Raw genomic sequence first — 23120 nt, forward strand, 5'->3', positions numbered from 1 at the left:
CTCCCTCAGGCCCACCAGGAGTCCGCTCATGACCACGACCCACCCACCGAGAGACGCCGACGACGCCGAACTCGCCGAGTTCGGGTACAGACCCGAACTCAAGCGCACCCTCGGCACCTTCCACACCTTCGCCGCCGGCATCAGCTACATCTCGATCCTGACCGGCACCTTCCAGCTCTTCTACTTCGGCTACGGCGGTGGCGGCCCCGCCTACTGGTGGTCGTGGCCGATGGTCTTCGGCGGCCAGTTCATGGTCGCCCTCTGCTTCGCCGAGCTGGCGGCCCGCTACCCGGTGGCGGGGTCCGTCTACAACTGGTCGAAGAAGATAGGCAACCCGCACCTGGGCTGGCTCGCCGGGTGGATGATGCTGATCGCGTCCATCGTGTCCATCGCGGCCGTGGCGCTGGCCTACCAGCTGACGCTGCCGCAGATCTCCGACGCGTTCCAGCTCGTGGGCGACGGCACCGGAAAGTACGACGTGGCGACCAACGCGGTCATCCTGGCCGCGGTGCTGATCCTGTTCACCACCCTGGTGAACGCCTTCGGCGTCAAGCTGATGGCCCGGATCAACACGGCGGGCGTGTTCATCGAGTTGATCGCCACCGTTGTATTGATCGTCCTGTTCGCCGTCCACATCACCCGCGGTCCGCAGGTGGTCATGGAGACCAACGACACCGGCGCGGGCTACGGCGCCGGGTACCTGGGCGCGTTCCTCGTCGCGTCGCTGGCGTCCGCGTACGTGATGTACGGCTTCGACACGGCCGCCTCGCTCGGCGAGGAGTCACTCGATCCCACCCGGAACGCGCCGCGCGCCATCATCCGGGCGATCGTGGCCTCCTTCGTCCTCGGCGGCCTGGTCCTGCTCCTGGCCCTGATGAGCGTCTCCAGCCTGAAGGGGGAGCGGCTCTCCACGGACGGACTGCAGTACATCGTGCTGGACGTGCTCGGCTCGACGGCCGGCAAGGCGATGCTGTGGTGCGTGCTGATCGCGGTCACCGTCTGCGCCCTGGCGGTCCACACGGCCGCGGTCCGGCTGGCGTTCGCGATGGCCCGGGACAACAACCTGCCCGCGTCCTCGAAGCTGGCCAAGTGCCACCCGCGGTTCCACACCCCGGTCCTGCCGACCGTGATCATCGGGATCCTGGCGCTGGCGATCCTGGTGGTCAACATCCGGCAGCCGCAGATCTTCACGGTCGTCACCAGCATCGGCATCATCATGATCTACCTCGCCTACCTGGGCGTCACGGCCCCGATGCTGGTGGCGCGGCTGCGCGGCAGATGGCAGCCGGCCGGCGACGGACGTTTCTCGCTGGGCCGCTGGGGTCTGCTCGTCAACGCGCTGGCCGTGCTGTGGGGCCTCGGTATGACGATCAACCTGATCTGGCCGCGGGCCTCCGTGTACAACGCCAGCGCCCCCTTCCACTGGTACCTCCAGTGGGGCGCGGTCCTGTTCGTCGGGGTCATCGCGGGCGGCGGCTTCGCCTACTACTGGTTCGTCCAGCGGCACCGCACGGGTGTGCTGGCCGAGCACCGGTCGCAGAGCGCCGCGGAGGCCGAGGGAGACCGTCTTGAGCATCGATGAGTTCGACTACGTCGTGGTCGGCGGCGGCACCGCGGGCAATGTGGTCGCGGCCCGGCTGTCGGAGGATCCGGCGGTCACGGTGTGCGTCCTGGAGGCCGGGCCGAGCGACGTCGGCGACGACGCCGTCCTGCGGCTGGAGCGCTGGATGGGCCTGCTGGAGTCCGGCTACGACTGGGACTACCCGGTCGAGCCGCAGCCCAGCGGCAACAGCTTCCTGCGGCACGCCCGCGCCAAGGTGCTCGGCGGCTGCTCCTCGCACAACTCCTGCATCGCCTTCTGGGCCCCCGCCGAGGATCTGGACGACTGGGCGGCGGGCGGCTGCTCGGGCTGGAGCGCGGCCGACCTGTTCCCGCTCTTCCGGCGCGTGGAGAACAACGACTCCCCCGGCGACCACCACGGCCGCACCGGCCCGGTGAAACTGCGCACGCTCAAGGGCGAGGATCCGTGCGGCACGGCCCTGCTGGAGGCGTGCGCGCAGGCGGGCATACCGACGACGGCCTTCAACACCGGCCGGACGGTGATCCGGGGCGCCAACTGGTTCCAGATCAACTCCGACGAGAACAACATCCGTCAGTCGTCATCGGTGGCCTACCTGCACCCGGTGATGGGCAAGCGTCCGAACCTGGAGGTCCGTACCGGCGTACGGGCCAAGAAGCTCCTCCTCGACGGCCGGCGCTGCGTCGGCGCCGAGTACCTGGACCCCGACCTGATCCACAGCCGGACGGTACGGGCCCGGCGCGAGGTCGTCGTCTCCTGCGGGGCGATCGACTCCCCCAAGCTCCTGATGCTGTCCGGCATCGGACCGGCCGCGCACCTGCGCGAGGTCGGCGTCGAGGTGGTGGTGGACGCCCCGGGCGTCGGCGAGAACCTCCAGGACCACCCCGAGGGCGTCATCATGTGGCAGGCCCGGCGGCCCATGACCACCGCGTCCAGCCAGTGGTGGGAGGCGGGCATCTTCTACGACACCGAACCGGGCCTGGACCGGCCGGACCTGATGTTCCACTACGGCTCCGTGCCGTTCGACATGAACACGGCGCGCCACGGCTACCCCACCTCCGAGAACGCGTTCTGCCTCACCCCCAACGTCACACGGGCGAGGTCACGGGGCACGGTCCGCCTGCGCACCCGCGACTACCGGGACAAGCCGCGGGTGGACCCCCGGTACTTCACGCACGAGCACGACGTGCGCGTGATGACGTACGGCCTGAGGCTCGCCCGCCGCATAGCCGGGCAGCCCGCGCTCAGCGGCTGGGCGGGAGCCGAACTGGCCCCCGGACCGGACGTCCGGTCCGACGACGAACTGCTGGACTACATCCACCGGACCCACAACACGGTCTACCACCCGTCCTGCACGGTGAAGATGGGCGCGGACGACGACCCCACGGCCCCGCTCGACGCGCGGCTGCGGGTCAAGGGGGTCGAGGGGCTGCGGGTGGCGGACGGGTCGGTGATGCAGGATCTGGTGACCGTCAATCCGTGCATCACGACGATGGTGATCGGCGAGAAGTGCGCGGATCTGATCAAGGCCGATCGTCGGCCGGGGGCCGTCGGTACATGCGGGTCGCCGTGATCTCGCTGTGCACCGCGTCCTCCCCCTGGGACTGCTGGGGCAGTCCCGGGCGGAGGTGTTCCTCGACGCTGATGTACTTCAGTCCCGCCCTCAGGTCGGCGTCGTTGCGCAGCCGGATGACCAGCGGGAACTCAGCCAGCGCGGTGGTGTCGAACAGGCCGGTGGTGTACAGCAGCTGCACGCCGAGGGCGTCGGAGACCGCGCGCTGCAGCTCCAGCAGGTAGGTGGCGTTGGCACGGCCGATGGGGTTGTCCAGGAACAGCGTGCCGGCGTGGCGGTGCTTGTCCCGGCCCCGGTCGTTCGAGCGCAGGGCCGCCATCGTGCAGTACAGCGCGATGGCCGCGGTGAGCAGCTGCCCCCCGGAGAACACATCGCCCATCTGCCCGACGGGCACCCGCTCCGCACGCAGCACCGCGTCCGGCTTGAGGATCTCGACGGCGACGCCCTTGGGCCGGAGCGCGGCGCCGACTCCGCGCAGCAGCAGGGACATCCCGTCCCGCCGCAGATCGGAGTTCTTCTTCACCGCCGCGCGCGTGGCCTCGTCGATGACCTCGCCGAGTCGCTCGGTGAGCGTGGCCTGGTCGGGTTCCTCGAACCGGATCCGCAGGAACTCCTGTCCGGACCACTCGCCGAGGCCCTCGGGCAGCCGGGACAGCCGCTGCGCGGACCGGAGGGTGGCGAGCGCCGACTCCACCAGTCCGCGCAGCCGGTCCACGATCGAGTCGCGGTTGCGCTCCAGCTGCGCCAACTCGTCGGTGAGGACGCGCAGTCGGGGTGCGAAGGCGTCCGCCCACTTCTGCGCGTGCTCGGGCAGCGAGGCGGCGGGCAGCTCCCGGATCTGCTGCCGCGCGGGGGTGCGTACCTGCTCGTACCGCGTGGAGTTGGCGTGCCGCACGAGCACATCGCTCGCCTCGCGGACGGCCGCCTCGGCGGCGGACAGGTCGGCGGCGCAGCCGCGCAGCGACCGGCGGGCCTCGGCGGCGGACTGCCGGGCCTCGTCCGGGCTGCCGGGATACGGCTCGGTCTCCTCCTGGTCCTCCTCCGGGGTGTGCTCGCGCAGCAGGTCGCGGAGCATCGCGGCGATCTCGTCGAAGCCGCCGGCCGCGTCCTCGGCGGCGCGGTGGGCCGCCAGCAGCTCGGCGTGCGCCTCCCGGGCCTGCCCCAGCGCCTCGGTGCGCGAGGCCAGTTCGGCGGTCGCCGTGCGCAGCAGCGCCTGCGCATGCTCGGCGTCGCGCGGCTGCAGCTCCTCGGCCAGCTCGGTGTGCGCCTCCTCGCCGTCCTCGGGCGCGTGCCGCTCGGCCTCGCCGCGCAGCCGCCCGAGCTGCTCGCTCGCCGTCGACATCCGGGTCTCCAGGAGCTGCACCAGCTCCTCCGCGCGGGCGACGGCCGCCTGCCGGGACGGCCCGTCGGAGCCGTCGGGGGACTGGAGCAACTGCTCCGCGCGGGTGCGGACCTTGTTGCTCAGCCGGTCCAGCTCCGCGCGCGCCGCGCTCTCGTCGCTCTCCGCGCGGGCCTGCTCGGCCCGCAGGTCGGCGCCGACGCCGACCTTCTCGTACACCTGCGAGGCGGCCCGGTAGGCCTCGCGCAGGGCCGGCAGCGACGCCTTGGACGCCTCGGCGCCGGTCTCCGGTACGTCGTCGGGGGCGCCCGCGATCTCGGCGCGCTCGGCGCGCAGGGCCCGCGCGGTGCGGCGGGCGTCGTCCGCGGCGCGCTGGGCGGCCCGCCGGTTCTCGTCGGCGGCTCGGGCGCGCTCCAGGCAGGCCTGGGCGCGGGCCTCCGACTCGGCGGCCTCGTCGGCGAGTTCCCGCAGCTTGGCCTGCCAGCCGGCCCGCTCGCGCAGCCGGAAGGCGAGGCCGGCGAGGGCGTCGGCGGCGCGCCGGGCCTTCTGCGCGGCTTCCTGCCGCTCGTCGCGGACCTGGGCGGCCTCCGCGGCGGCCTCGTCGGCCTCCGCGCGCACGGTCCGCGCCTCGGCGAGCTCGGCCTCGGACTCCTCCGCGAACGCGCGGGCCTCCCGGGCCGTCTCGGCCAGTTCGACCAGCCGTCCGGCCGGGCAGCCGGTGCGCCAGGAGGCGAGCCGCGCGGCGAGCTCCCGGTCCTTGCCGAGCCGGGCGGCGAGGGTGCGGATCTCCTGGTCCCGCTCGGCCGCCCGCGCGCGCAGCGCCTGCCGCTCCTCGTCGGCGGCGTGCTCGTCGTGCATGGCCGGGTTCGGCGGTACGAGGAAGACGTCACCGGTGTGCGCGTCGGTGCCCGGTGTGGGGGCGAGGAGCGCGGCGGCGGTGCCGACGGCCACGGCGGACCGGGGCAGCAGGGCCGCTTCGCCCAGCACCTCGCGGGCCCGCGCGTGCGTGGCGGGGTCGGTGATGATGACGCCGTCGACCAGCTCGGGCCGGGCGGCGAGTACGCGCGCGTGGTCGGCGGGGTCGACGGCCTGGGCGAGGTAGCGCCAGCCGGGCAGGGCGGGGACGCCGTGCTCGCCCAGGAACTCCACGGTGGCCAGCACGTCGGGTCCCGGCGGCAGCAGTCCGCCGTCGCCGAGGGCGCCGAGGATGCGGGAGTCGTCGGCGGCGGCCGTCCGCAGCTCGAAGAGGTGCCGCTCGGCGGAGGAGACGGCGTCGTCGAGGAGTTCGCGCAGTTCGTCGGCGAAGCGGTCGAGCTCCTCGGGTGTCAGCGTGCCGTCCGGGGCGAGGCGCGGGCCGACGGTCCCTCCGGTGCCGGTCGTCCGGCCGCGCGGGGCGGTGCCGGCGTCGGCGTGCGGGTTAGTGCCGCCGACCGCTGCTCCGCCGGATCCGGCGTCCTGCCCGGCCCGGGGCCCCGGCAGGCCCGCCCGCGCCCCGCCGGGGGCGCCCGGCAGGCTCAGCAGCTCGGCCAGCCGCTCCTCGGCCGCCAGCGCCTCGGCGAGCCGCTGCTCCGCCTCGTAGGCCCGTTGCGCGGCCGTCGCCGCGTCGGCCGCGCGGGCCGCGGTGAGTTCGGCGCGGGACTCCGTGGCGGCCGCCTCGCGCGCGTGCTCCGACGCCCGCCGGGAGGCCTCCCGCGCGGTGTCCCAGGCGGATACGGCACTCTTCTCGGCGTCACTCGCGGCGAGGGCCGCGCGGGCCGGATCGGCGTCGGGGGCGCTGTCGTCGAGCCAGCCGGCGCGCACGGCCTCGGCGGTCTCCTGCTCGACCTCGGACAGGCGCTGCTTGAGGTGGCCGATCTCGCTGCGGGCGCGCTGGGCCTCGGTGGCGGCGGAGGTGGCGTCCCGGTGGGCGGCCTCGCCGACCTCCTGGAGCGCGGCCGACCGCTCCTCCCCCTGGTTGGCGAGGGCCTCGGCGCTCTCCGCGGCCGCGTGCAGCGCCCGTACGAGATCGACGGCGGCCTTCGCGCGGGCGGCGAGGGCGGGGGCGGCGTCCCGCTCGGCCTCCTGGATCGCGGCGGCCACCCGCGCGACCCGGTCGGCGGCGGCGCGGTGCCGCAGCACGGCCTCGGCGGCCTGCCAGGCGGAGTGCAGGGTGCGGGCCTCGGCGAGCTCGCGCTTCTGCGCGGCCGCGGACTTCTCGGCGGCCGCGAGGGCCAGCGAGGCGTGCCGGTAGGCGAGTTCGGCGGCGATCGACGCACTGCGCTCCCGCCCCGCCTCGGCATGCGTGACGGCGTACGCGGCGGCGGTGACCCGCTGGGCGAGGTCGGCCGCCCGCACCCGCTCCCGGGCCCCGCGCGCGGACAGCCGCCGGGCCAGGGTCCGGGTCCGCCGCTCGGCCCCGGTGTGGATGTCCCGCGCGCGGGAGCGCGCCTCGGCCGCCTCCACGATCCGCCCGAGCAGATCGACGGACCCGGCGGTGAAGTCCCGCTCGGCGATCAGCTCGGCGCGCCGCCCGAGCTTGTTGCCGAACCCGCTGACCAGGTCGGCGAGCCCGTCGGTGTCCCGGGTGTCGGTCACCGCGCGCAGCAGCAGGTCGGTGAAGTCGGAGTCCTTCTTCACCGCGAACAGGCCGGCGGCCTCGCCCTCGTCGGCGTTCATCTCCCGCTGGTAGCGGAAGAGTTCGGGGTCCAGGCCGAGGTCGCCGAGGTGCTCGATCCACCGGTCGTGGATCTCCTCCCAGTGCACCTCCAGATGCGGGTACGCCTTGCCCGCCTCGGTGAGGGCGTCCCGGAAGCCCTTCATGGTGCGGCGCCGGCCCTGGGCGCCGGAGGCGCCCTCGACGGGCGGGCGTACGGCGGTGGACTCGGCGACCGGCAGGTTGTCCAGCGCGAGCCCGGGCCCGGGCCGGAAGGAGTACCAGGCCTCGGCGAACTTCCGCGGGTCGTTGGAGACCTGCCGCCCGCGCCACTCGCTCACCTTGCCGACCACCACGCACTCGCCGGTCAGCGTGTGTTGCCACTCCAGGGCGACGTGTCCGCAGTCGTCGGCGAGCAGGAACTTGCGCAGCACACCGGAGCTGGCGCCACCGAGGGTGTTGCGGTGGCCCGGCAGCATCACCGAGAAGATCAGCTTGAGCAGCACCGACTTGCCGCCGCCGTTCTCCAGGAACAGCACGCCGGCGGGCGCGGGCCGGCGCGGCGGGCCGACGGGCTCCTCCGCGAAGAACTCCGCCTGCGCGGGCGCGGGGTCGGGCACGGGCTCGCCCACGCCCCGCAGGTCGAGCACGGTGTCGGCGTAGCGCGCACCGGCGGGACCGATGGAGTAGAGGCGGATGCGGGACAGCTCGTACATGGCGGACTCTCGTAAGTCTTCGGCAGGTGGGGGGAAGGTCAGGACCGGGCGGACGCGTGGAAGGGCAGTCCGGCGTCGGCGACCAGCTCCAGGTCGTCGCCCTCCTCGGGCGGCAGCAGGGTCGCCGTGCCGTCGGTGACCGGAACCACGCCCAGCTCCAGCAGCTCGGCCATCGCGGAGCTGCCCGCCATGTCCCGCACCTGGAGCTGGTAGCGGGCGGTCGTGCGGTACGTACCGCCGTTGTCGTCGCCGGTGCGCTGGAGGAAGCCGGAGTCGGTGAGGAAGGCGACGGCCTTGCCGATGATGCCGGTGGTGGACCCGGCGAGTCTGCGGGCGTCCTTGGTGGCGCCGGTGGCGGTGCGTCGGGCCCAGATCCGCCAGGCGGCCTCCAGACCGGGCGCGTCGCTCGCCGGGTCGGTGTTCTCGCCCTGCTCCTCGGCCCGTTCCTCCAGGCGCCGGCAGGCCTGCCGTACGAAGGCGTCGACGCCGTTGACGGAGACGCGCCCGATGTAGCCGTCGTCGGCGAGGTCCTCGGGGCGGGGGAACGCCAGGGCGGCGACGGCGAGATGGGCGAGCCCGTGCAGGAAGCGGTCGCCGGATTCGGCGGAGGTCCGCCGGGCGTAGTCGCCCATGCGCACGGCGAACACCGAGTCCTCGGCGGCGGTCACCGCCATCCCCGCGCGGGGGGACACCTCCAGCACCACCAGGCCGAGCCCGGCGGCCACGGCGTCCGCGAGCCGCGCGAACGGCGGGTCCTCGCGGTAGCGCCGCAGCAGCTCGGTGTACTCCTGGTCCCGCGCGGGCTGCAGCTTCGGCTGGAGCCCGAAGGCGACGAGCCGGGCGGCGTCGGCGGCGTCCGCGGGCGTGACGGCGGCACTCGCGGAGGGGGCGGTGGCCTCCGGCTCGCTCCACTCGACGTGCTCGCTCACGGTTGGGCCCTACCTTTCTAGTGGGTTCGAAATGATCATTCGTAAGATCAGTGGGACCCAGGGGCTCTGGGCATGGCTGATGATTGGGCGACCGTCAGATGGCTGAAGGAGCTTGGCCACCCGGAGCCCCGCGACGACTCGACCGCTAATTGGGAGATGCGACTCGATCGCTGCGTAGGGCAACGTCGGCGAGGTCGTCTGCTGGGCAGTGGTAGCGCGACGAACTGGCGGAGGTGACCGTGCCCCGGATATGGGCCGGAGTGGACATTGGCAAGGAACATCACCACTGCGTGGTGATCGACCGGGACGGTGAACGGCTGCTGTCCCGCCGGGTCCTGAACGACGAATCGGCCCTGCTGGAGCTGATCGGTGACGTCCTGGACATCGATGAAGACGTGCTGTGGGCGGTCGACCTCAACGGCGGCGGTGCCGCCCTGCTGATTGGCCTGCTGGTCAGCCACGACCAGCCGATGGTCTACATCACCGGCCTGACCGTGCACCACGCCTCGGCCTCCTACCGGGGCGAGGGCAAGACGGACGCCAAGGACGCCTTCGTCATCGCCGACCAAGCCCGCATGCGCCGCGACCTCGGTCTGCTGCGTCCCGGTGACGAGATCGCCGTCGACCTGCGCATACTGACCACACGCCGGGCGGATCTGGTGGCCGACCGCACCCGCCAGATCAACCGGCTGCGTGCCCAACTGCTGGAGATCTTCCCGGCATTGGAACGGTCGCTGGATCTGACCAACAAGGGCCCGGTCATGCTGCTGACGGGCTACCAGACGCCGGCCGCGATCCGCCGCAGCGGAGCCAAGCGCGTCGAGACGTGGCTGCGCAACCGCAAGGTGCGCGGAGCCGCCACGCTCGCCCGGACTGCCCTGGAGGCAGCCGAGGCCCAGCACACGGCCCTGCCTGGGGAGAAGCTGGCCGCCGCGATGGTGGTGCGGCTGGCGAAGGGGGTGATGGCCCTTGATGAGGAGGTCACGGAAGTCGACGCGCTCATCGAGGCCCGGTTTCGCGAGCACCCGCACGCCGAGGTGATCCTCAGCCTGCCCGGCACGGGCAAGATGACGGGCGCCGTCTTCATCGCGGCCACCGGCGGTCACATGGACGCCTTCGGCAGCGCCGACCGGCTGGCCGGCTTCGCCGGCCTGGCGCCTGCCCCGCGTGACTCCGGCCGCGTCAGCGGCAACCTTCGAAGACCGCGCCGCTTTCACCGCGGCCTGCTCAACGCGATGTACCTCTCCGCCCTCTCCAGCCTGAAGAGCTGCCCTGCCTCCAAGGCCTATTACGCGCGCAAGCGCGCCGAAGGCAAGGGACATAAGCAGGCGCTGCTGGCACTCGCTCGCCGCCGCGTCAACGTCCTGTGGGCCATGATCCGCGACGGAGCGTACTACCAAGCCACACCACCAGTCACAGTGGCGGCTTGACATCAGCATTGGGAAGCTCCTTGCTGTGCTGTCACTCGGTTCACGCTGCTTCCGTCCGGTCCGCGGCCATTCCCGCGGCGTCCAGCAGGGCGGTCCCGACGATCAGATCCGCGCCGCCGAACTCCGGGTCGTCCAGTTCGGTCCCGTCGTCCACGGCGAACAGCAGCTTCTGCTCGCCCTGCCGGTAGGCGGTGCCGACCGGCGGACTCGCCGCGTGCACCGCCAGCAGGGCCACCAGGTAAGGCAGTTCGGGGTCGGCTCGACGCGCCTCGGCCAGCAACCCCGACAGGCGCCGTGGCGCGTCGGCGGGCAGGTCCAGCAGTTCCGTCGCCGCGGCGAGCTGTTCCTCGCTGAACCGGCTGTCGTCCGGGGTGGCGATGAGGTCCGGTTCGGGCATCTCGGCTCCGAGGTGCTCGCGCTCCACCGGGGGCGTCAGCAGTATGTCCACCAGGTCCCCGACCCGCACCGACACCGGTGTCCGCAGCCCTGTGCCGCGTCCGAAGAACGCGTCGGTGACGCGGACCGCCTCGGCCACGGGGAGCGGCAGCACGGGCGCGACGAGATGGCCGTACAGATCGATCCCCGAGGTCGTCATCGGCGTCGCGAAGGCCTGCCGGTCCTGCTCCGCGCGGAACAGCGGCCCGGCCTCCAGCAGGCGCGACTGCAACTGGGTGTGCCGTCGGATGCAGTCCTTGACGATGTCGACGAGCTCGGCGGCCCGGCGCTTGTGCTCGGGGTCCTCGGACTCGTCCCGCGCCTTGCGGATGTTGGTCAGGATCGCGTTCTCGTGGCGGTAGCGGTCGGCGACGTGGTCCAGCGCCTCGGCGATCATGTCGGGCACGGTCCGGAGCCAGTCCACCGCGCGGACGTTGCGCCGGGTCGCGTCCAGGGCCCTGCGCAGGGTTTCGGAGTACTGCACGGTCCGGTACCGGGCCTGCTCGGCGGCGAGCTGGGCGTCGGCGAGGCGGCCGCGGCTGATCAGCACCTCCAGCTTGACCTCGGCGGCGATCTGGGCGCTGGTGACATCGGTGTCCAGCGCGCCGACGAGGACGTTGACCGCTTCGTCCGTCGTCCGCAGGTACACCGTGCCACCGGGGCCCGGCACCTCTTCGATCAGCTTGAAGTCGTAGTCGCGTCGGACATAGGTGCCATCCGGGGTGAACGTCCCGTAAACGGCACGGAATCCGCGGTCGACGCTGCCGACGTTGATCAGGTTCTCCAGCACCCAGCGGGCCACCCGCTCGTGCTCGGCGGCGGGCCGGTGCGGGGCTTGGGCGGTGATGCGCGGGACGAGCCGGGCCACTATCTGGTCGTGGTCCGCGCCCGTGTCGAAGTCCATGTTCAGGGTGACCAGGTCGATGGCGGCGAGCGCCACCTCCGCCATGCCGTACACCGAGTACTCGCCGGCCAGGTTGGCCTTGCGGGCGTCCAGGTCGTGCAGCGGGGCGGTGCAGGCGAGCGCGCGCAGACGCCGCGCCAGGCCCTCGTCGGCGGCCGGGCCCGGCGCGGGGCGCGGCCCCGCGCTGAGCTGGGGCGGAACGCTGTCCGTCGATGCAGGCGAAGTCACGGTGCACAGATTAGGCGCTAGGTCTGACAACGGCCCAAACGACCCAGAACGACGGCCCTCACACCGCCGCCGCGGACCGCGGCAGACCTCAGGCGGGCCCGCTCCCGTCCTCGCCCACCCGGCGCCGGTACACCTCCACGACCCGCTGGAGCGAGTCGCCGAGATAGACCGCGAGCAGCCGCTCCGCCTCGTCGCGGTCACCGCCGCGAAGGGCCTGGAGGATCTCCAGGTTGCGGGCGAGGTAGGGCTCGTGCAGCCGCCGCGGGTCGTCCGCGACGTGGAAGGCGAGGCGCAGTTCGGCGAAGACGCTGCGCATCAGTTCGTCGGTGCGGTCGCTGCCCGCCAGGGCCACCAGTTCCCGGTGGAAGTGGATGTTGGCCGTACCCACCGCGTTCCAGTCACCTTCGCGCGCCGCCCGCTGCCCCTCCCCGACGGCCTGCTCGAGGCCGTCCAGGCCGTACGGCGGCTCCCCGAGCCCGCGGACGACGGCGCACTCGACGAGGGCACGGGTGCGGTAGATGTCCTCGACGTCCTCGACGGTCAGGACCCGGACGAAGACGCCCCGGTTCAGTTCGTGGACCAGCAGCCGTTCATGGGTGAGCAGGCGGAACGCCTCGCGCAGTGTGTTGCGGGAGACGCCGAGGGCGCCGCCGATGCTGTCCTCCGACAGGCGGGTGCCGGGCGGGAAGTACCCCTCGGCGATCCGGGTCCTGAGGATGTCGGAGACCCGCTCGGCGGTGCTGGTGCGCCCGAGGAGGGCCCGGTCGCCGGCCAGTCCCGTCAACTGCTCTGCCATGCCCGGAATTCAATCGCAGATACAAGGACGAAACAACGGGGGTATTGAGGGATCGTTCAACGATCCTCTACCTTGCTACGCACGGCGCCGCCTCCCTCACCGCGGCACCCGGTCACGTCCGCACGGCACGGCTCAGTTCCCGGCACCCTTCGTCCTCCCTCTGCGAGGTGCACATGAGCACGACCCGTCCCACCACCGACGCCCCTCCCCCGACCGCCCAAGGCGCCCCCGACGACGGCGCGTTGGGCTGGCTGCGCGCCCTGGGGCCGCGGGGCCGCCGCGCCTTCGCCGGCGCGTTCGGGGGCTATGCGCTGGACTCCTACGACTACTTCACGCTGCCGCTGAGCATGGTGGCGCTGGCCGCCTACTTCGGCCTGGACAGCGGCCAGACCGGCCTGTTCACCACCGTCACGCTCGTGGTCTCCGCGATCGGCGGCGCCCTCGCCGGGGTGCTCGCGGACCGGATCGGCCGGGTCAAGGCGCTGATGATCACCGTCGTCACGTACGCGGTGTTCACCGTCGCCTGCGGATTCGCCCCCAACTACGAGACGCTGCTGGTCTTCCGCGCGCTCCAGGGCCTGGGGTTCGGCGGTGAGTGGGCGGTCGGCGCGATCCTGGTCGCCGAGTACGCGAGCGCCAAGCACCGGGGCCGCACCCTGGGCGCGATCCAGAGCTCCTGGGCCGTGGGCTGGGCGCTGGCCGCGATCATGTACACACTCGTGTTCTCGCTGCTCGACGACGATCTGGCCTGGCGCGTGATGTTCTGGACCGGCGCGCTGCCCGCGCTGCTCGTGGTCTGGATGCGCCGCCGGGTGCAGGACGCGCCCCAGGCGGTGGCCGTACGCGAGAACAGCCCCCACAAGGGCTCCTTCAGGGCGATCTTCCAGCCGGGCATGCTGCGCACGACGGTGTTCGCCGTGCTCCTCTCCACCGGGGTCCAAGGGGGCTACTACACCCTGGCCACATGGGTGCCGACCTACCTGAAGACGGAACGCGACCTGTCGGTCGTCGGCACCGGCGGCTATCTGACCTTCCTGATCTCGGGCGCCTTCCTCGGCTATCTGACCGGCGGCCATCTCACCGACCGGCTCGGCCGGCGCCGCAACATCTGGCTGTTCGCGCTGCTCTCGGCGGTCTGCATCCTGGTGTACGCGAACATCCCGAGCGGCGCCAACACCCTGCTGCTGGTCCTCGGCTTCCCGCTCGGGTTCTGCATGTCGGCGATCTTCAGCGGCTTCGGGTCCTTCCTGAGCGAGCTGTACCCGACGGCGGTGCGCGGCACCGGACAGGGCTTCACGTACAACACGGGCCGCGCGGTGGGTGCCGTCTTCCCGACCACGGTCGGCTTCCTGGCCGACAGCTGGGGTGTGGGCGGCGCGCTGGTGTTCGGCGCGATCGGCTACGCGCTGGCCGCGCTGGCGCTGCTCGGGCTGCCGGAGACGCGCGGGAAGGAGCTCGCGTGAACCGCACGGACGACCACCCCGTGGTCCTCGTCGACGAGCACGCGCACGCGTGGCGGCCCGCGGACGCCCGCACCCGCTTCCGCGCGGGGCTCACGGGCCCCACGGCCGGGGTCGCGGCGGGCCACACCCAGGTCAACCTGATCTCGGTGCCCGCGGACTGGGCGTACGACATGCTGCTGTTCTGCCAGCGCAATCCCCAGCCGTGTCCCGTGCTCGACGTCACGGACGCCGGGTCCTGGACGACCGTCCTCGCCGACGGCGCCGATCTGCGCACCGATCTGCCGCGCTACCGGGTCTGGCGGGACGGCGAGCTGGTGGCCGAGCCGACGGACGTGCGCGCGTACTGGCGGGACGACCTGGTGTCGTTCCTCATCGGCTGCAGCTTCACCTTCGAGTGGGCGCTGACCGAGGCGGGGGTCCCGATCCGCCACATCGAGCAGGGCCGGAACGTCCCGATGTATGTGACGGACCGTCAGTGCCGCTCCGCGGGGCGGCTGCGCGGCCCGATGGTGGTGTCGATGCGTCCGGTGCCGCCGGAGCATCTGGCGGCCGCGATCCGGGAGAGCAGTCTGCTGCCGGCGGTCCACGGCGGCCCCGTACACTGCGGCGATCCCTCGGTTCTGGGCATCGACGACCTCGGCCGCCCCGACTTCGGGGACCCGGTGGAGACCGCGCCGGACGACATCCCGGTGTTCTGGGCCTGCGGAGTGACCCCGCAGGCGGCGGTGGCGGCGTCCCGCCCGCCGTTCGCCCTCACCCACGCGCCGGGCCAGATGTTCCTCACCGACGCCCGCGACGAGCAGTACCGCGTGCTGCACGCCGCCTGACAGGAGACCCATGACCTCGATCGATCTGAACGCCGACCTCGGCGAGGGGTTCGGCCGCTGGCGGCTCACCGACGACGAGGGGCTGCTGTCCGTCGTCACCAGTGCCAACGTGGCCTGCGGCTTCCACGCCGGGGACGCGGTCACCATGCGGCGGGTGTGCGAGCTGGCGGCCGAGCGCGGGGTACGGATCGGCGCCCAGGTCTCCTACCGGGACCTGGCGGGTTTCGGGCGCCGCGCGATGGACGTGCCGTCCGCGGAGCTCACCGCCGAGGTGGCGTACCAGATCGGCGCGCTGGAGGTCTTCGCCCGCGCGGCCGGCACGCGCGTGTCGTACGTCAAGCCGCACGGCGCGCTCTACAACCGGGTGGTGCGCGACGAGGAGCAGGCGGGCGCCGTCGTCGACGGGGTGCTCCTCGCCGACGCCACGCTGCCGGTGCTCGGGCTGCCCGGCTCCCGGCTGCTGGAGCTGGCCGCCGGGGCGGGGCTGCCGACGGTCACCGAGGCGTTCGCGGACCGCGCCTACACCGACGAGGGCACCCTCGTCCCGCGCGACCGGGAGGGCGCCGTCGTCACCGACCCGGACACCGTCGTGGCCCGCTCGGTCGGCATGGCCCGTTCCGGCGAGGTCGAGGCCCACTCCGGGGCACGCATCCGGATCAGGGCCCGCTCCCTGTGCCTGCACGGGGACACCCCCGGCGCGGTGGACCTCGCCCGCCGGGTCCGCGACCAGCTCCAGCGGTTCGGGGTCCGGGTGGAGGCCTTCGCATGAGGGCGCTGCGCGTCGGGGGCGACGCCCTGCTCGTCGAGGTCTCCTCGGGCGAGCAGGCCCAGGCACTGCACGCGGAGCTGCTGCGGCGCCGCGCGGAGGGCTCTCTTTCGGTCCGCGAGATCGTCCCGGCCGCCCGTACGGTCCTCCTCGACGGCCTCACGGACCCGGCCCGGCTGGCCTCCGAACTCACCGCCGCCGAGGTCCCCCCGGCGCCCCCACGCGCGCGTGAGGTCGTCGAACTCCCGGTGCGCTACGACGGCCCGGACCTGGCGGACGTCGCCGCGCACTGGGGCGTGCGCCCCGAGGAGGTGGCCCGCATCCACGCGGACACGGAGTTCACCGTGGCCTTCTGCGGCTTCGCCCCCGGCTTCGGCTACCTCACCGGTCTGCCGGCGCACTACGACGTACCGCGCCGGGACACCCCGCGGACGGCCGTCCCCGCGGGCTCGGTCGCCCTCGCGGGGCAGTACACCGGCGTCTACCCCCGCTCCTCACCGGGCGGCTGGCAGCTGATCGGCACCACGGACGCGGTGCTGTGGGACCACGCGCGCGTGCCGGCCGCGCTGCTGGCACCGGGCACGCGCGTGCGCTTCGTACCTGCAGAAGTACCCGGCACGCGCGTGCGCTTCGTCCCGGCAGAAGTACCGCGCACGCCCGTGCGCTTCGTCCCCTCCGACGTGACGGGGCGTTCATGACGGACCGCGCCCTGGCCGTCGTCCGCGCGGGGGCCCTGACCACCGTGCAGGACACCGGCCGCCCCGGTCACGCCCACCTCGGCGTGCCCCGCTCCGGTGCGCTGGACGGGCCAACGGCGGCCCTGGTCAACCGTCTGGTGGGCAATCCGCCCGGGGCGGCGGTCCTGGAGACCACCCTCAATGGCGTCGCCGTACGGCCGCGTTCGGCGGTCACCGCGGCGGTCGCCGGAGCCCCCTGTGCGGTCACGGTGGACGGCCGCCCCGTCGCCTGGGGCGCCCCGGTGCGCGTCCCGGCCGGGGCCGTCCTGGACCTCGGCCCGGCGGTCAGGGGCGTCCGCAGCTATGTGGCCGTCTCCGGCGGCATCACCGTGGACCCGGTCCTGGGCAGCCGTTCCACCGACCTGCTGTCCGGTCTGGGCCCCCCGCCCCTGGCCGACGGCATGGTCCTCCCCCTGGGCCGGCCGGCCGGCCTCCCCGCGCGCGTGGACGTGGCCCCCCAGCCCTCCCCGCCGGAGGAACTGGTCCTCCACGTGACCCTGGGCCCCCGTGACGACTGGTTCACCGCAGAGGCCGTACGGACCTTCACCTCCCGCGCCTATCGCGTCTCCCCCGCGAGCAACCGCATCGGCCTGCGCACCGAGGGCCCCGCCCTGGCGCGCTCCGTCCCCGGCGAACTCCCCAGCGAGGGCATGGTGCTGGGCGCGATCCAGGTGCCCCCGGACGGCAGGCCGGTGGTGTTCCTGGCGGACCACCCGACCACCGGCGGCTACCCGGTGATCGCGGTGGTCCGCCCCCAGGACCTGCCGGCGGCGGCCCAGGCGGTACCGGGAACCCCGGTCCGCTTCACCGCCGTACGAGGACCCCGGCGTCGGTAGGGGCGCGGGGAACTGCGCGACCGACCCCCACCCACCCGCAGCCGACCGACTACGCCGCATCCGGCTGTCGCTCCGCCACGGACAGCGCCGCCAGCGCCGCCGACACCGCATGCGCCGTCCGCAGATCCAGCCGTGCACTCGTCCCCCACGCGCGGTGCCGCATCTCGTCCATGGCCAGCGTCAGGAGCTGCGGCAGCAGATCGGTGCACCGCCGGGCCACCCACCCCGTCCCCGCCGTCGCCAGCCACCACAGGCCGGCCGACGTGGAGGGAGCCGGGAACTCGGGCTCCGGCGAGGGCGCCACGCCGGTGGCCAGCCCGCCCTCCGCGAGCAGGGCGTGGAACCGCACCGCCAGTTGCCGGTGCCCCCGCTCCCCCGGATGCAGCCGGTCCGCGCTCCACATCGCGCGGTCGGTGATCCAGGCGCCCTCGGCCGCGTGCAGATGCACGGCGTCGTAGCGCTCGGACAGCGCGTGCACCACCGTGTTGACCGCCCGCTGCCGCCGGGCCAGTGGACGCGCCAGTGCCCCCGGCAGACCGAGCATCGCCCCCGGATCCGGCAGACACGCCGTCAGCACGACGGCCCCGCGCGCGGTGAGGGCGCCGTACACCTGGTCCAGCCGCTCGGCGACGGCATGGATGTCGAAGGTGCAGCGCAGCGTGTCGTTCACGCCGACGATGACGGACACCACGTCCGGCCGCAGCGCCAGCGCCCGGGGCAGCTGTCGTTCCAGCACGTCTTGGGTCTGCGCCCCGCTCACGGCGAGGTTGGTGAAGTCCACGGGCTGTTCGGCGAGCCCGCCGGCGAGCAGCGCGGCCCAGCCGCGCCACGCGTCCCCGACGGGATCGCCCACACCCTCGGACAGGGAGTCCCCGAGGGCGGCGAAGCGCAGCGGTCTCACGCCACGCCCTCCGGCACCCGGTCCCGCCCGGGGAGGGGCGCGTCGTGCGCGGTGAGGAACGCGGTGACCGCCGTGTCCCAGCCGAAGCACTCGGCACGGGCGCGTGCCGCCTCGCGCCGCTCGGCCTCGGGACGGGCGAGGAGCTCCTCCACGGCGTCGGCGAACGCCTCCCCGTGGTCCGCGGCGACGGCCCCGGCGGAGCCGATCACCTCCGGCAGCGCGGACGACGCGCTCACCGCCACGGGCGTCCCGCACGCCATCGCCTCCAGCGCCGCGAGCCCGAAGGTCTCCGCGGGCCCCGGCGCCAGGCACACGTCCGCCGACGCCTGGAGCGCCCCGAGCACGGCCCGGTCGGAGACATGCCCGAGGAAGGTCACCGGCAGCCCGCGTTCCCGCGCCCGCTGCTCCAGACGCGGCCGCAGCGGCCCGTCCCCGGCCACCACCAGTACCGCCCGCCCGCCCCGGCCGAGCAGCGCCTCCAGGGCGTCCAGCGCGGTGCCGGGCCGCTTCTCCACCGACAGCCGGGTGCAGGTGACGAGCAGCGCCTCGTCCCCGCGCGCGTGCCGGGCGCGCAGCCCCGCGTCCCGCAGCGCCGGGTGCCGCAGTACCAGGTCGACACCGAGCGGCGCGCGCACCACGTTGCGGGCGCCGATCCGCACGAACTCGCGCTCGGCGAACTCCGTGGTGCACACCACGCGCGAGTAGGTGTGGGCGGTACGGACGTTCAAGGCGTCCGCGGTGCGCCGGGCAGCGCCCTCCGGCGCACCCCAGGTGCGCAGGACGCCGTCGGCGGTCTCGTGGGAGACCATCACGGCCGGCACGCGCGCGCGTCGCGCCCATTTGCCGGTCCACCTCAGCGTCGTACGGTCGGACACCTCCAGCCGGTCGGGGCCGAGCTCCTCCAGGAGGGCGGCCACCCGCCGCTTGTCGGCCAGGACCCGGTAGCCGCCGGTGCCGGGCAGCACCGGGCCGGGCAGGGTGATGACGCGGCCCTGCTCGGTCTCCCGGTCGGTGTGGCGTTCGCCGGGCACGATGAGGACCGGTTCGTGCCCGGCCGCCTTGAAGCCCTTGCCGAGCTCGCGCAGCGCGGTGCGCAGTCCGCCGGAGGCGGGCGCGACGAAGTTGGCGAGCCGGACGATGCGCAGTGACTCGTTCATGCCGCCGCCACCGCCTTCGCCCTGCGGCCCGCCAGCACGTCGGCGTAGTGGCCGATGAGCTGGTCGCCGACGGCCGCCCAGGTGCGCCCCTCGACCATGGCGCGGGCGGCGCTGCCGAAGGCGGTGCGCAGGGCCGGGTCGGTCTGGAGGGCGCGCACGGCCTCGCGTACGGCGCCGGCGTCACCGGCCGGGAAGAGCAGGCCGGTGCGTCCGTGGGCGACCAGGTCCAGCGGGCCGCCGACGGCGGGCGCGACGACGGGCACGCCGCTGGCCATGGCCTCCTGCACGGTCTGGCAGAAGGTCTCGAAGGGGCCAGTGTGCGCGAAGACGTCCAGCGAGGCGAAGATCCGGGCGAGGTCGTCGCCGGTGCGGCGGCCCAGGAAGACCGCGCCGGGCAGCGTCTGCTCCAGGCCGGGGCGGCTCGGTCCGTCGCCCACGATCACCACCCGGACGCCCTCCAGACGGCAGGCGTCGGCCAGCAGTTCGATGTGCTTCTCGGGGGCGAGCCGGCCGACGTAGCCGACGATCAGCTCGCCGTTCGGGGCGAGTTCCCGGCGCAGTTCCTCGTTGCGGAGGTCGGGGCGGAAGCGGACGGTGTCGACCCCGCGCGGCCACAGCTTGACCCGGGGCACGCCGTGGGTCTCCAGGTCGTGCAGGGAGGCGCTGGAGGGGGCGAGGGTGAGGTCGGCGGCGGAGTGGACGGAGCGGATCCGGCGCCAGGCCGCGGCCTCGCCGGCGCCCATGTAGGTGCGGGCGTATCCGGCCAGGTCGGTCTGGTAGACGGCGACGGCGGGGATGCCGAGCCGGGCGGCGGCGGCCATCCCGCGGACGCCGATGACGAAGGGGCTGGCCAGGTGGACCATCTCGGCGTTGTGCTCGATGAGCGTGGCGGCGAGACGCCGGCTGGGGAGGGCGACGCGCACCTGGGGGTAGCCGGGGAGCGGTAGGGAGGGGACATGGACGACGGGGCAGGGCGCGAGGGCGCCGAGCTTGCTCCCGGGGGCGGGGGCCGGGGCGACGACGACGGGGGCGTGACCGCGATCGACGAGGTGTCGGGCGGTCTGGAGCGCGCAGTGGGCCACGCCGTTCACGTCGGGGGGAAAGGATTCGGTCACGATGACGACACGCATACCCGTGTTGTCGCCGTACTGGACGTGGCCGCGTCAACGTGGATCTTTCCGGACAGGGAACGTCCCATGAGCGTTGCGCTGCACGACCGGGCAGGTCAGGCCGTGTCCATGCCCGCCTGACCCGCGGGACATCCCTCGTTCATCCGGTCGGCGCGTCGGGCCCGATCCGGCTGCGCACGGCCGTCTGGACCTCGGCCTCCTCGGCCGGGTCGGCGGCGAGCCGGCGCAGTCGCTCCACGACGCGGTTGTCCCCGGTCTCGGCGTGCCGGGCGGCGATCTCGCGGGTGGTCTCCTCGCAGTCCCAGAGGCATTCGACGGCGAAGCCGGAGCGGAAGGAGGGATCGGTGGCGGCGAGGGCGCGGGCGGTCCTGCCGCGCAGGTGGGAGGAGGCGGTCTCGCGGTAGATGTGGCGCAGGACGGGGGCGGCGCAGGCGATGCCGAGCCGGCCGGTGCCGTCCACGAGGGTCCACAGGGTCTTGGCGTCGGGTCCCTCGCCCCGGACGGCCTCCCGCAGCGCCGCGAGGACCAGGTCGCTGTCCTGGGCCCCGCCGCGGCAGGCGAGCACGCGTCCGGCGGAGGCGCCCAGCTCATCGGGTCGGCGGGCCCAGCCGCGGGCCCGGTCGACGGCGGCGACACTGCGCATCCGTTCGAAGGCGTCGACGGCGGCCTCCACGACGGGCGGCGGCCCTGCCGTCACGGCCGCCTCGATGAGGTCGAGGGCGTCGGGGTCGTTGCTGTCGGCGAGGTAGCGCAGGGCGGTGCAGCGGGCGCCCTCGGTGCCGTCCTGGGCGGCCCGCACGATCTCCGGCCGGTCCTCGGGGCCGGCGACGGCGGTGAGACAGCGGGCGGCGGGCACATGGAGCGCCGCGCCGCGGTCGACGCCCTGCTGCGCCCACTCGAAGACGGCCTGCACGCTCCATCCGGGGCGGGGCCCGGCGGGGCGCATCTGCCGCTGCCAGCGGTCGAAACAGCCGGCCTCCTGAGCGGCACGCACGCGCGTGGCGACCGATTCACGCGGATCCTCGGCCCACAGCCGCCAGGGCCGTGGCTCAAAAGCGTCGCGTACGGCGGCGGCCAGCTCGGCCTCGCCCTCGGCGTCGGTGGAGAAGCGGGCCAGGACGGGTGCGGCGAGGGCGCGCAGTCCGGCGTCGTCGTCGCGCAGGGCCAGCTCGTCCAGGGCCCAGGCCCAGTTGGCGCCGGTGGCGGCGTAGCGGCGCAGCAGGGCGAGGGCGTCCCGCCTGCCGTAGGAGGCGAGGTGGCCGAGGACGGCCAGGGCGAGGCCGGTGCGTGACTCCTCGGTGTCGAAGACGTCCTCGACGTCGAAGAGATGGGCCTCGATCTCGTCCAGCTCGCCGTTCAGGTCGAGGAAGAGCCGGGCGTAGTAGAGGGAGCGGTTCTCCACCTGCCAGTCGTGGCGGGGGTCGCTGAGCACGCAGTGGTTCAGTGCCGCGAGCGCTTCGGGGCGCGGGGCGGTGAGCGCGTGCAAGGTGCCGTCGCCGCGGCCCCGCTGGAGCAGGCCGAGCAGCGTACCGCTGGGCGCTATGACCGGATCGAACATGGGAAACAGCCTCACATCAAGCGTCGACGCAACCGGGGACGTGCTCTACCTGGCCGCGTGACAACACGTCGGGGCGCCCGCCGTTTCCTGCTTGCTGTAAGCCATCTTCCTCTGCCTCTCGTAGGTGGCCCGTGCGGACCGTCACGGCCCGCGCGGTGCGGCAACACCTGCCCGGCCATCGCGTCCGTGAATCACGACGTCATGATGACTCGGCAGTTCCATCTGCCGCGACCGAAATTTCGGCGGCCCTTTACCGCCTCCCCCGTTTTCTGTGTCGTAGCTGGTCAGAGCGTACGGATCAGGCTGCGCCGAACAATTCGAGCAGTTCCGTCTTGCCGAACATCCGAGCGGTGTCGACGGCCGACGGGGTGCCCGCCGAGGGGTCGGCGCCGCCGTCCAGAAGGGCCCGGATCACGTCCGCCTCGCCCTTGAACACGGCCCCCGCGAGCGGAGTCTGGCCGCGGTCGTTGATCCGGTCGGCCTCGGCACCGCGTGCCAGCAGTGCGCGCACCGCCTCGGCGTGGCCGTGGTAGGCGGCGAGCATCACCAGGGAGTCGCCGCGGTCATTGGTGAGGTCGGCCGGAACACCGGCGTCGAGGTACGCCACCAGCGCCTCGGTCCGCCCCTGCCGGGCCAGATCGAAGATCTTGGTCGCCAGCTCCACGACCTCGGGGTCGGGGGCTTCACTCATCGCCGGTCCGCCTCTCCATTACAACCGTTCAGGTGAATCGCCAGGGTACTGGCTCGCGCGGCACATGACCCGATGTGCCCGAGGTAAAGATCACCAGGAACCCGGTCGGACGCAAGAGCCCAGCTCACCCGGCCCAGGACGGGCTCCGCCAACTGAGGGAAATCTGCCGGAATTCACCCAGTTGCACCTTTTATCGTATGGATACATCCTGTGATCCTGGAAGTACTCATGGTGACTGTCCCCACGAACCAGGAGACCTCAAATGATCCTGTCCATCTCAGGCGTGGTGCTGCTCGGCATCATCGTCTTCCTCTTCTTCAAGAAGGACGGCCTCAAGGCGTCCCATGCCCTGGTGGCCGCGCTCTTCGGGTTCTATCTCGCGAGTACGGCCATCGCCCCGAGCATCAAGGCGGGCGGCGAGAGCCTGGCGAGCCTCCTCGGCGGCATCAAGTTCTGAGCCCGCCCGTCCCGTCCGTACACACCTCCAGGAGAC

At 73.4% G+C, this 23120-nt stretch carries 18 protein-coding genes; 9 read left to right on the forward strand and 9 right to left on the reverse strand.

Features of this window, described 5'->3' with window-relative positions; genetic code table 11:
- The first annotated feature begins 28 nt into the window (after positions 1–28).
- Complete coding sequence (locus tag ACFYW5_RS32005; RefSeq protein ID WP_389420623.1) at positions 29–1582, forward strand: APC family permease; 1554 nt, start codon at positions 29–31, stop codon at positions 1580–1582.
- Positions 1569–3152 (forward strand): GMC family oxidoreductase, encoded by a 1584-nt coding sequence (locus tag ACFYW5_RS32010; protein ID WP_389420624.1) that lies wholly within the window; start codon positions 1569–1571, stop codon positions 3150–3152. The genes ACFYW5_RS32005 and ACFYW5_RS32010 overlap by 14 nt, the downstream gene beginning before the upstream one ends.
- Here ACFYW5_RS32010 and ACFYW5_RS32015 read toward each other — a convergent pair.
- Together ACFYW5_RS32015 and ACFYW5_RS32020 are read right to left on the reverse strand one after the other, a co-directional pair.
- Positions 3103–7839, reverse strand: a complete 4737-nt coding sequence (locus ACFYW5_RS32015) for a hypothetical protein (RefSeq protein WP_389420625.1) — start codon at positions 7837–7839, stop codon at positions 3103–3105. The genes ACFYW5_RS32010 and ACFYW5_RS32015 overlap by 50 nt on opposite strands.
- A 38-nt stretch (positions 7840–7877) precedes the next feature.
- The gene (locus ACFYW5_RS32020; RefSeq protein WP_389420626.1) at positions 7878–8768 is read right to left on the reverse strand and encodes a hypothetical protein; all 891 of its coding nucleotides are present in this window, start codon (positions 8766–8768) and stop codon (positions 7878–7880) included.
- 233 nt (positions 8769–9001) lie between these two features.
- On the opposite strand from ACFYW5_RS32020, the gene ACFYW5_RS32025 reads away from it, so the two are divergent.
- Positions 9002–10198, forward strand: a complete 1197-nt coding sequence (locus ACFYW5_RS32025) for an IS110 family transposase (RefSeq protein ID WP_389420627.1) — start codon at positions 9002–9004, stop codon at positions 10196–10198.
- A gap of 40 nt (positions 10199–10238) precedes the next feature.
- Here the strand turns inward: ACFYW5_RS32025 and ACFYW5_RS32030 are convergent, their stop codons facing one another.
- The gene (locus ACFYW5_RS32030) at positions 10239–11765 is read right to left on the reverse strand and encodes a hypothetical protein (RefSeq protein WP_389420628.1); all 1527 of its coding nucleotides are present in this window, start codon (positions 11763–11765) and stop codon (positions 10239–10241) included.
- Between the two features lie 88 nt (positions 11766–11853).
- The gene (locus tag ACFYW5_RS32035; RefSeq protein ID WP_389420629.1) at positions 11854–12561 is read right to left on the reverse strand and encodes a GntR family transcriptional regulator; all 708 of its coding nucleotides are present in this window, start codon (positions 12559–12561) and stop codon (positions 11854–11856) included.
- 173 nt (positions 12562–12734) lie between these two features.
- On the opposite strand from ACFYW5_RS32035, the gene ACFYW5_RS32040 reads away from it, so the two are divergent.
- From ACFYW5_RS32040 to ACFYW5_RS32060, 5 genes are read left to right on the forward strand one after another with little or no spacing between them, the layout of a single operon-like run.
- The gene (locus tag ACFYW5_RS32040; protein ID WP_389420630.1) at positions 12735–14024 is read left to right on the forward strand and encodes an MFS transporter; all 1290 of its coding nucleotides are present in this window, start codon (positions 12735–12737) and stop codon (positions 14022–14024) included.
- Positions 14021–14851: a putative hydro-lyase gene (locus tag ACFYW5_RS32045; RefSeq protein ID WP_389420631.1), complete on the forward strand. Its 831-nt coding sequence runs from the start codon at positions 14021–14023 to the stop codon at positions 14849–14851. The genes ACFYW5_RS32040 and ACFYW5_RS32045 overlap by 4 nt, the downstream gene beginning before the upstream one ends.
- A 10-nt stretch (positions 14852–14861) precedes the next feature.
- Positions 14862–15620, forward strand: coding sequence for a LamB/YcsF family protein (locus ACFYW5_RS32050; protein ID WP_389420632.1), 759 nt, complete (start codon positions 14862–14864; stop codon positions 15618–15620).
- Positions 15617–16315, forward strand: coding sequence for an allophanate hydrolase subunit 1 (locus ACFYW5_RS32055; protein ID WP_389420633.1), 699 nt, complete (start codon positions 15617–15619; stop codon positions 16313–16315). The genes ACFYW5_RS32050 and ACFYW5_RS32055 overlap by 4 nt, the downstream gene beginning before the upstream one ends.
- On the forward strand, positions 16312–17190 hold the full coding sequence (locus tag ACFYW5_RS32060; RefSeq protein ID WP_389420634.1) for a biotin-dependent carboxyltransferase family protein: 879 nt from the start codon (positions 16312–16314) through the stop codon (positions 17188–17190). Before ACFYW5_RS32055 ends, ACFYW5_RS32060 begins: the two co-directional genes overlap by 4 nt.
- 49 nt (positions 17191–17239) lie before the next feature.
- On the opposite strand, the gene ACFYW5_RS32065 is transcribed toward ACFYW5_RS32060, so the two are convergent.
- From ACFYW5_RS32065 to ACFYW5_RS32085, 5 genes are all read right to left on the reverse strand, one after another.
- Positions 17240–18091, reverse strand: coding sequence for an SGNH/GDSL hydrolase family protein (locus tag ACFYW5_RS32065; RefSeq protein ID WP_389420635.1), 852 nt, complete (start codon positions 18089–18091; stop codon positions 17240–17242).
- The gene (locus tag ACFYW5_RS32070) at positions 18088–19248 is read right to left on the reverse strand and encodes a glycosyltransferase (protein ID WP_389420636.1); all 1161 of its coding nucleotides are present in this window, start codon (positions 19246–19248) and stop codon (positions 18088–18090) included. The genes ACFYW5_RS32065 and ACFYW5_RS32070 overlap by 4 nt, the downstream gene beginning before the upstream one ends.
- Positions 19245–20378: a glycosyltransferase family 4 protein gene (locus tag ACFYW5_RS32075; protein WP_389420637.1), complete on the reverse strand. Its 1134-nt coding sequence runs from the start codon at positions 20376–20378 to the stop codon at positions 19245–19247. The genes ACFYW5_RS32070 and ACFYW5_RS32075 overlap by 4 nt, the downstream gene beginning before the upstream one ends.
- A 139-nt stretch (positions 20379–20517) precedes the next feature.
- Positions 20518–21936 carry a HEAT repeat domain-containing protein gene (locus ACFYW5_RS32080; protein ID WP_389420638.1) on the reverse strand — a complete coding sequence of 473 codons (1419 nt, stop codon included), beginning with the start codon at positions 21934–21936 and terminating at the stop codon, positions 20518–20520.
- A 298-nt stretch (positions 21937–22234) separates the two neighbouring features.
- On the reverse strand, positions 22235–22627 hold the full coding sequence (locus tag ACFYW5_RS32085) for an ankyrin repeat domain-containing protein (protein ID WP_389420639.1): 393 nt from the start codon (positions 22625–22627) through the stop codon (positions 22235–22237).
- Positions 22628–22889: 262 nt separating this feature from the next.
- On the opposite strand from ACFYW5_RS32085, the gene ACFYW5_RS32090 reads away from it, so the two are divergent.
- Complete coding sequence (locus tag ACFYW5_RS32090) at positions 22890–23084, forward strand: hypothetical protein (protein WP_015661880.1); 195 nt, start codon at positions 22890–22892, stop codon at positions 23082–23084.
- Positions 23085–23120: the final 36 nt, after the last annotated feature.

It is taken from the genome of Streptomyces sp. NPDC002779 (assembly GCF_042888685.1).
Lineage (GTDB): Bacteria > Actinomycetota > Actinomycetes > Streptomycetales > Streptomycetaceae > Streptomyces.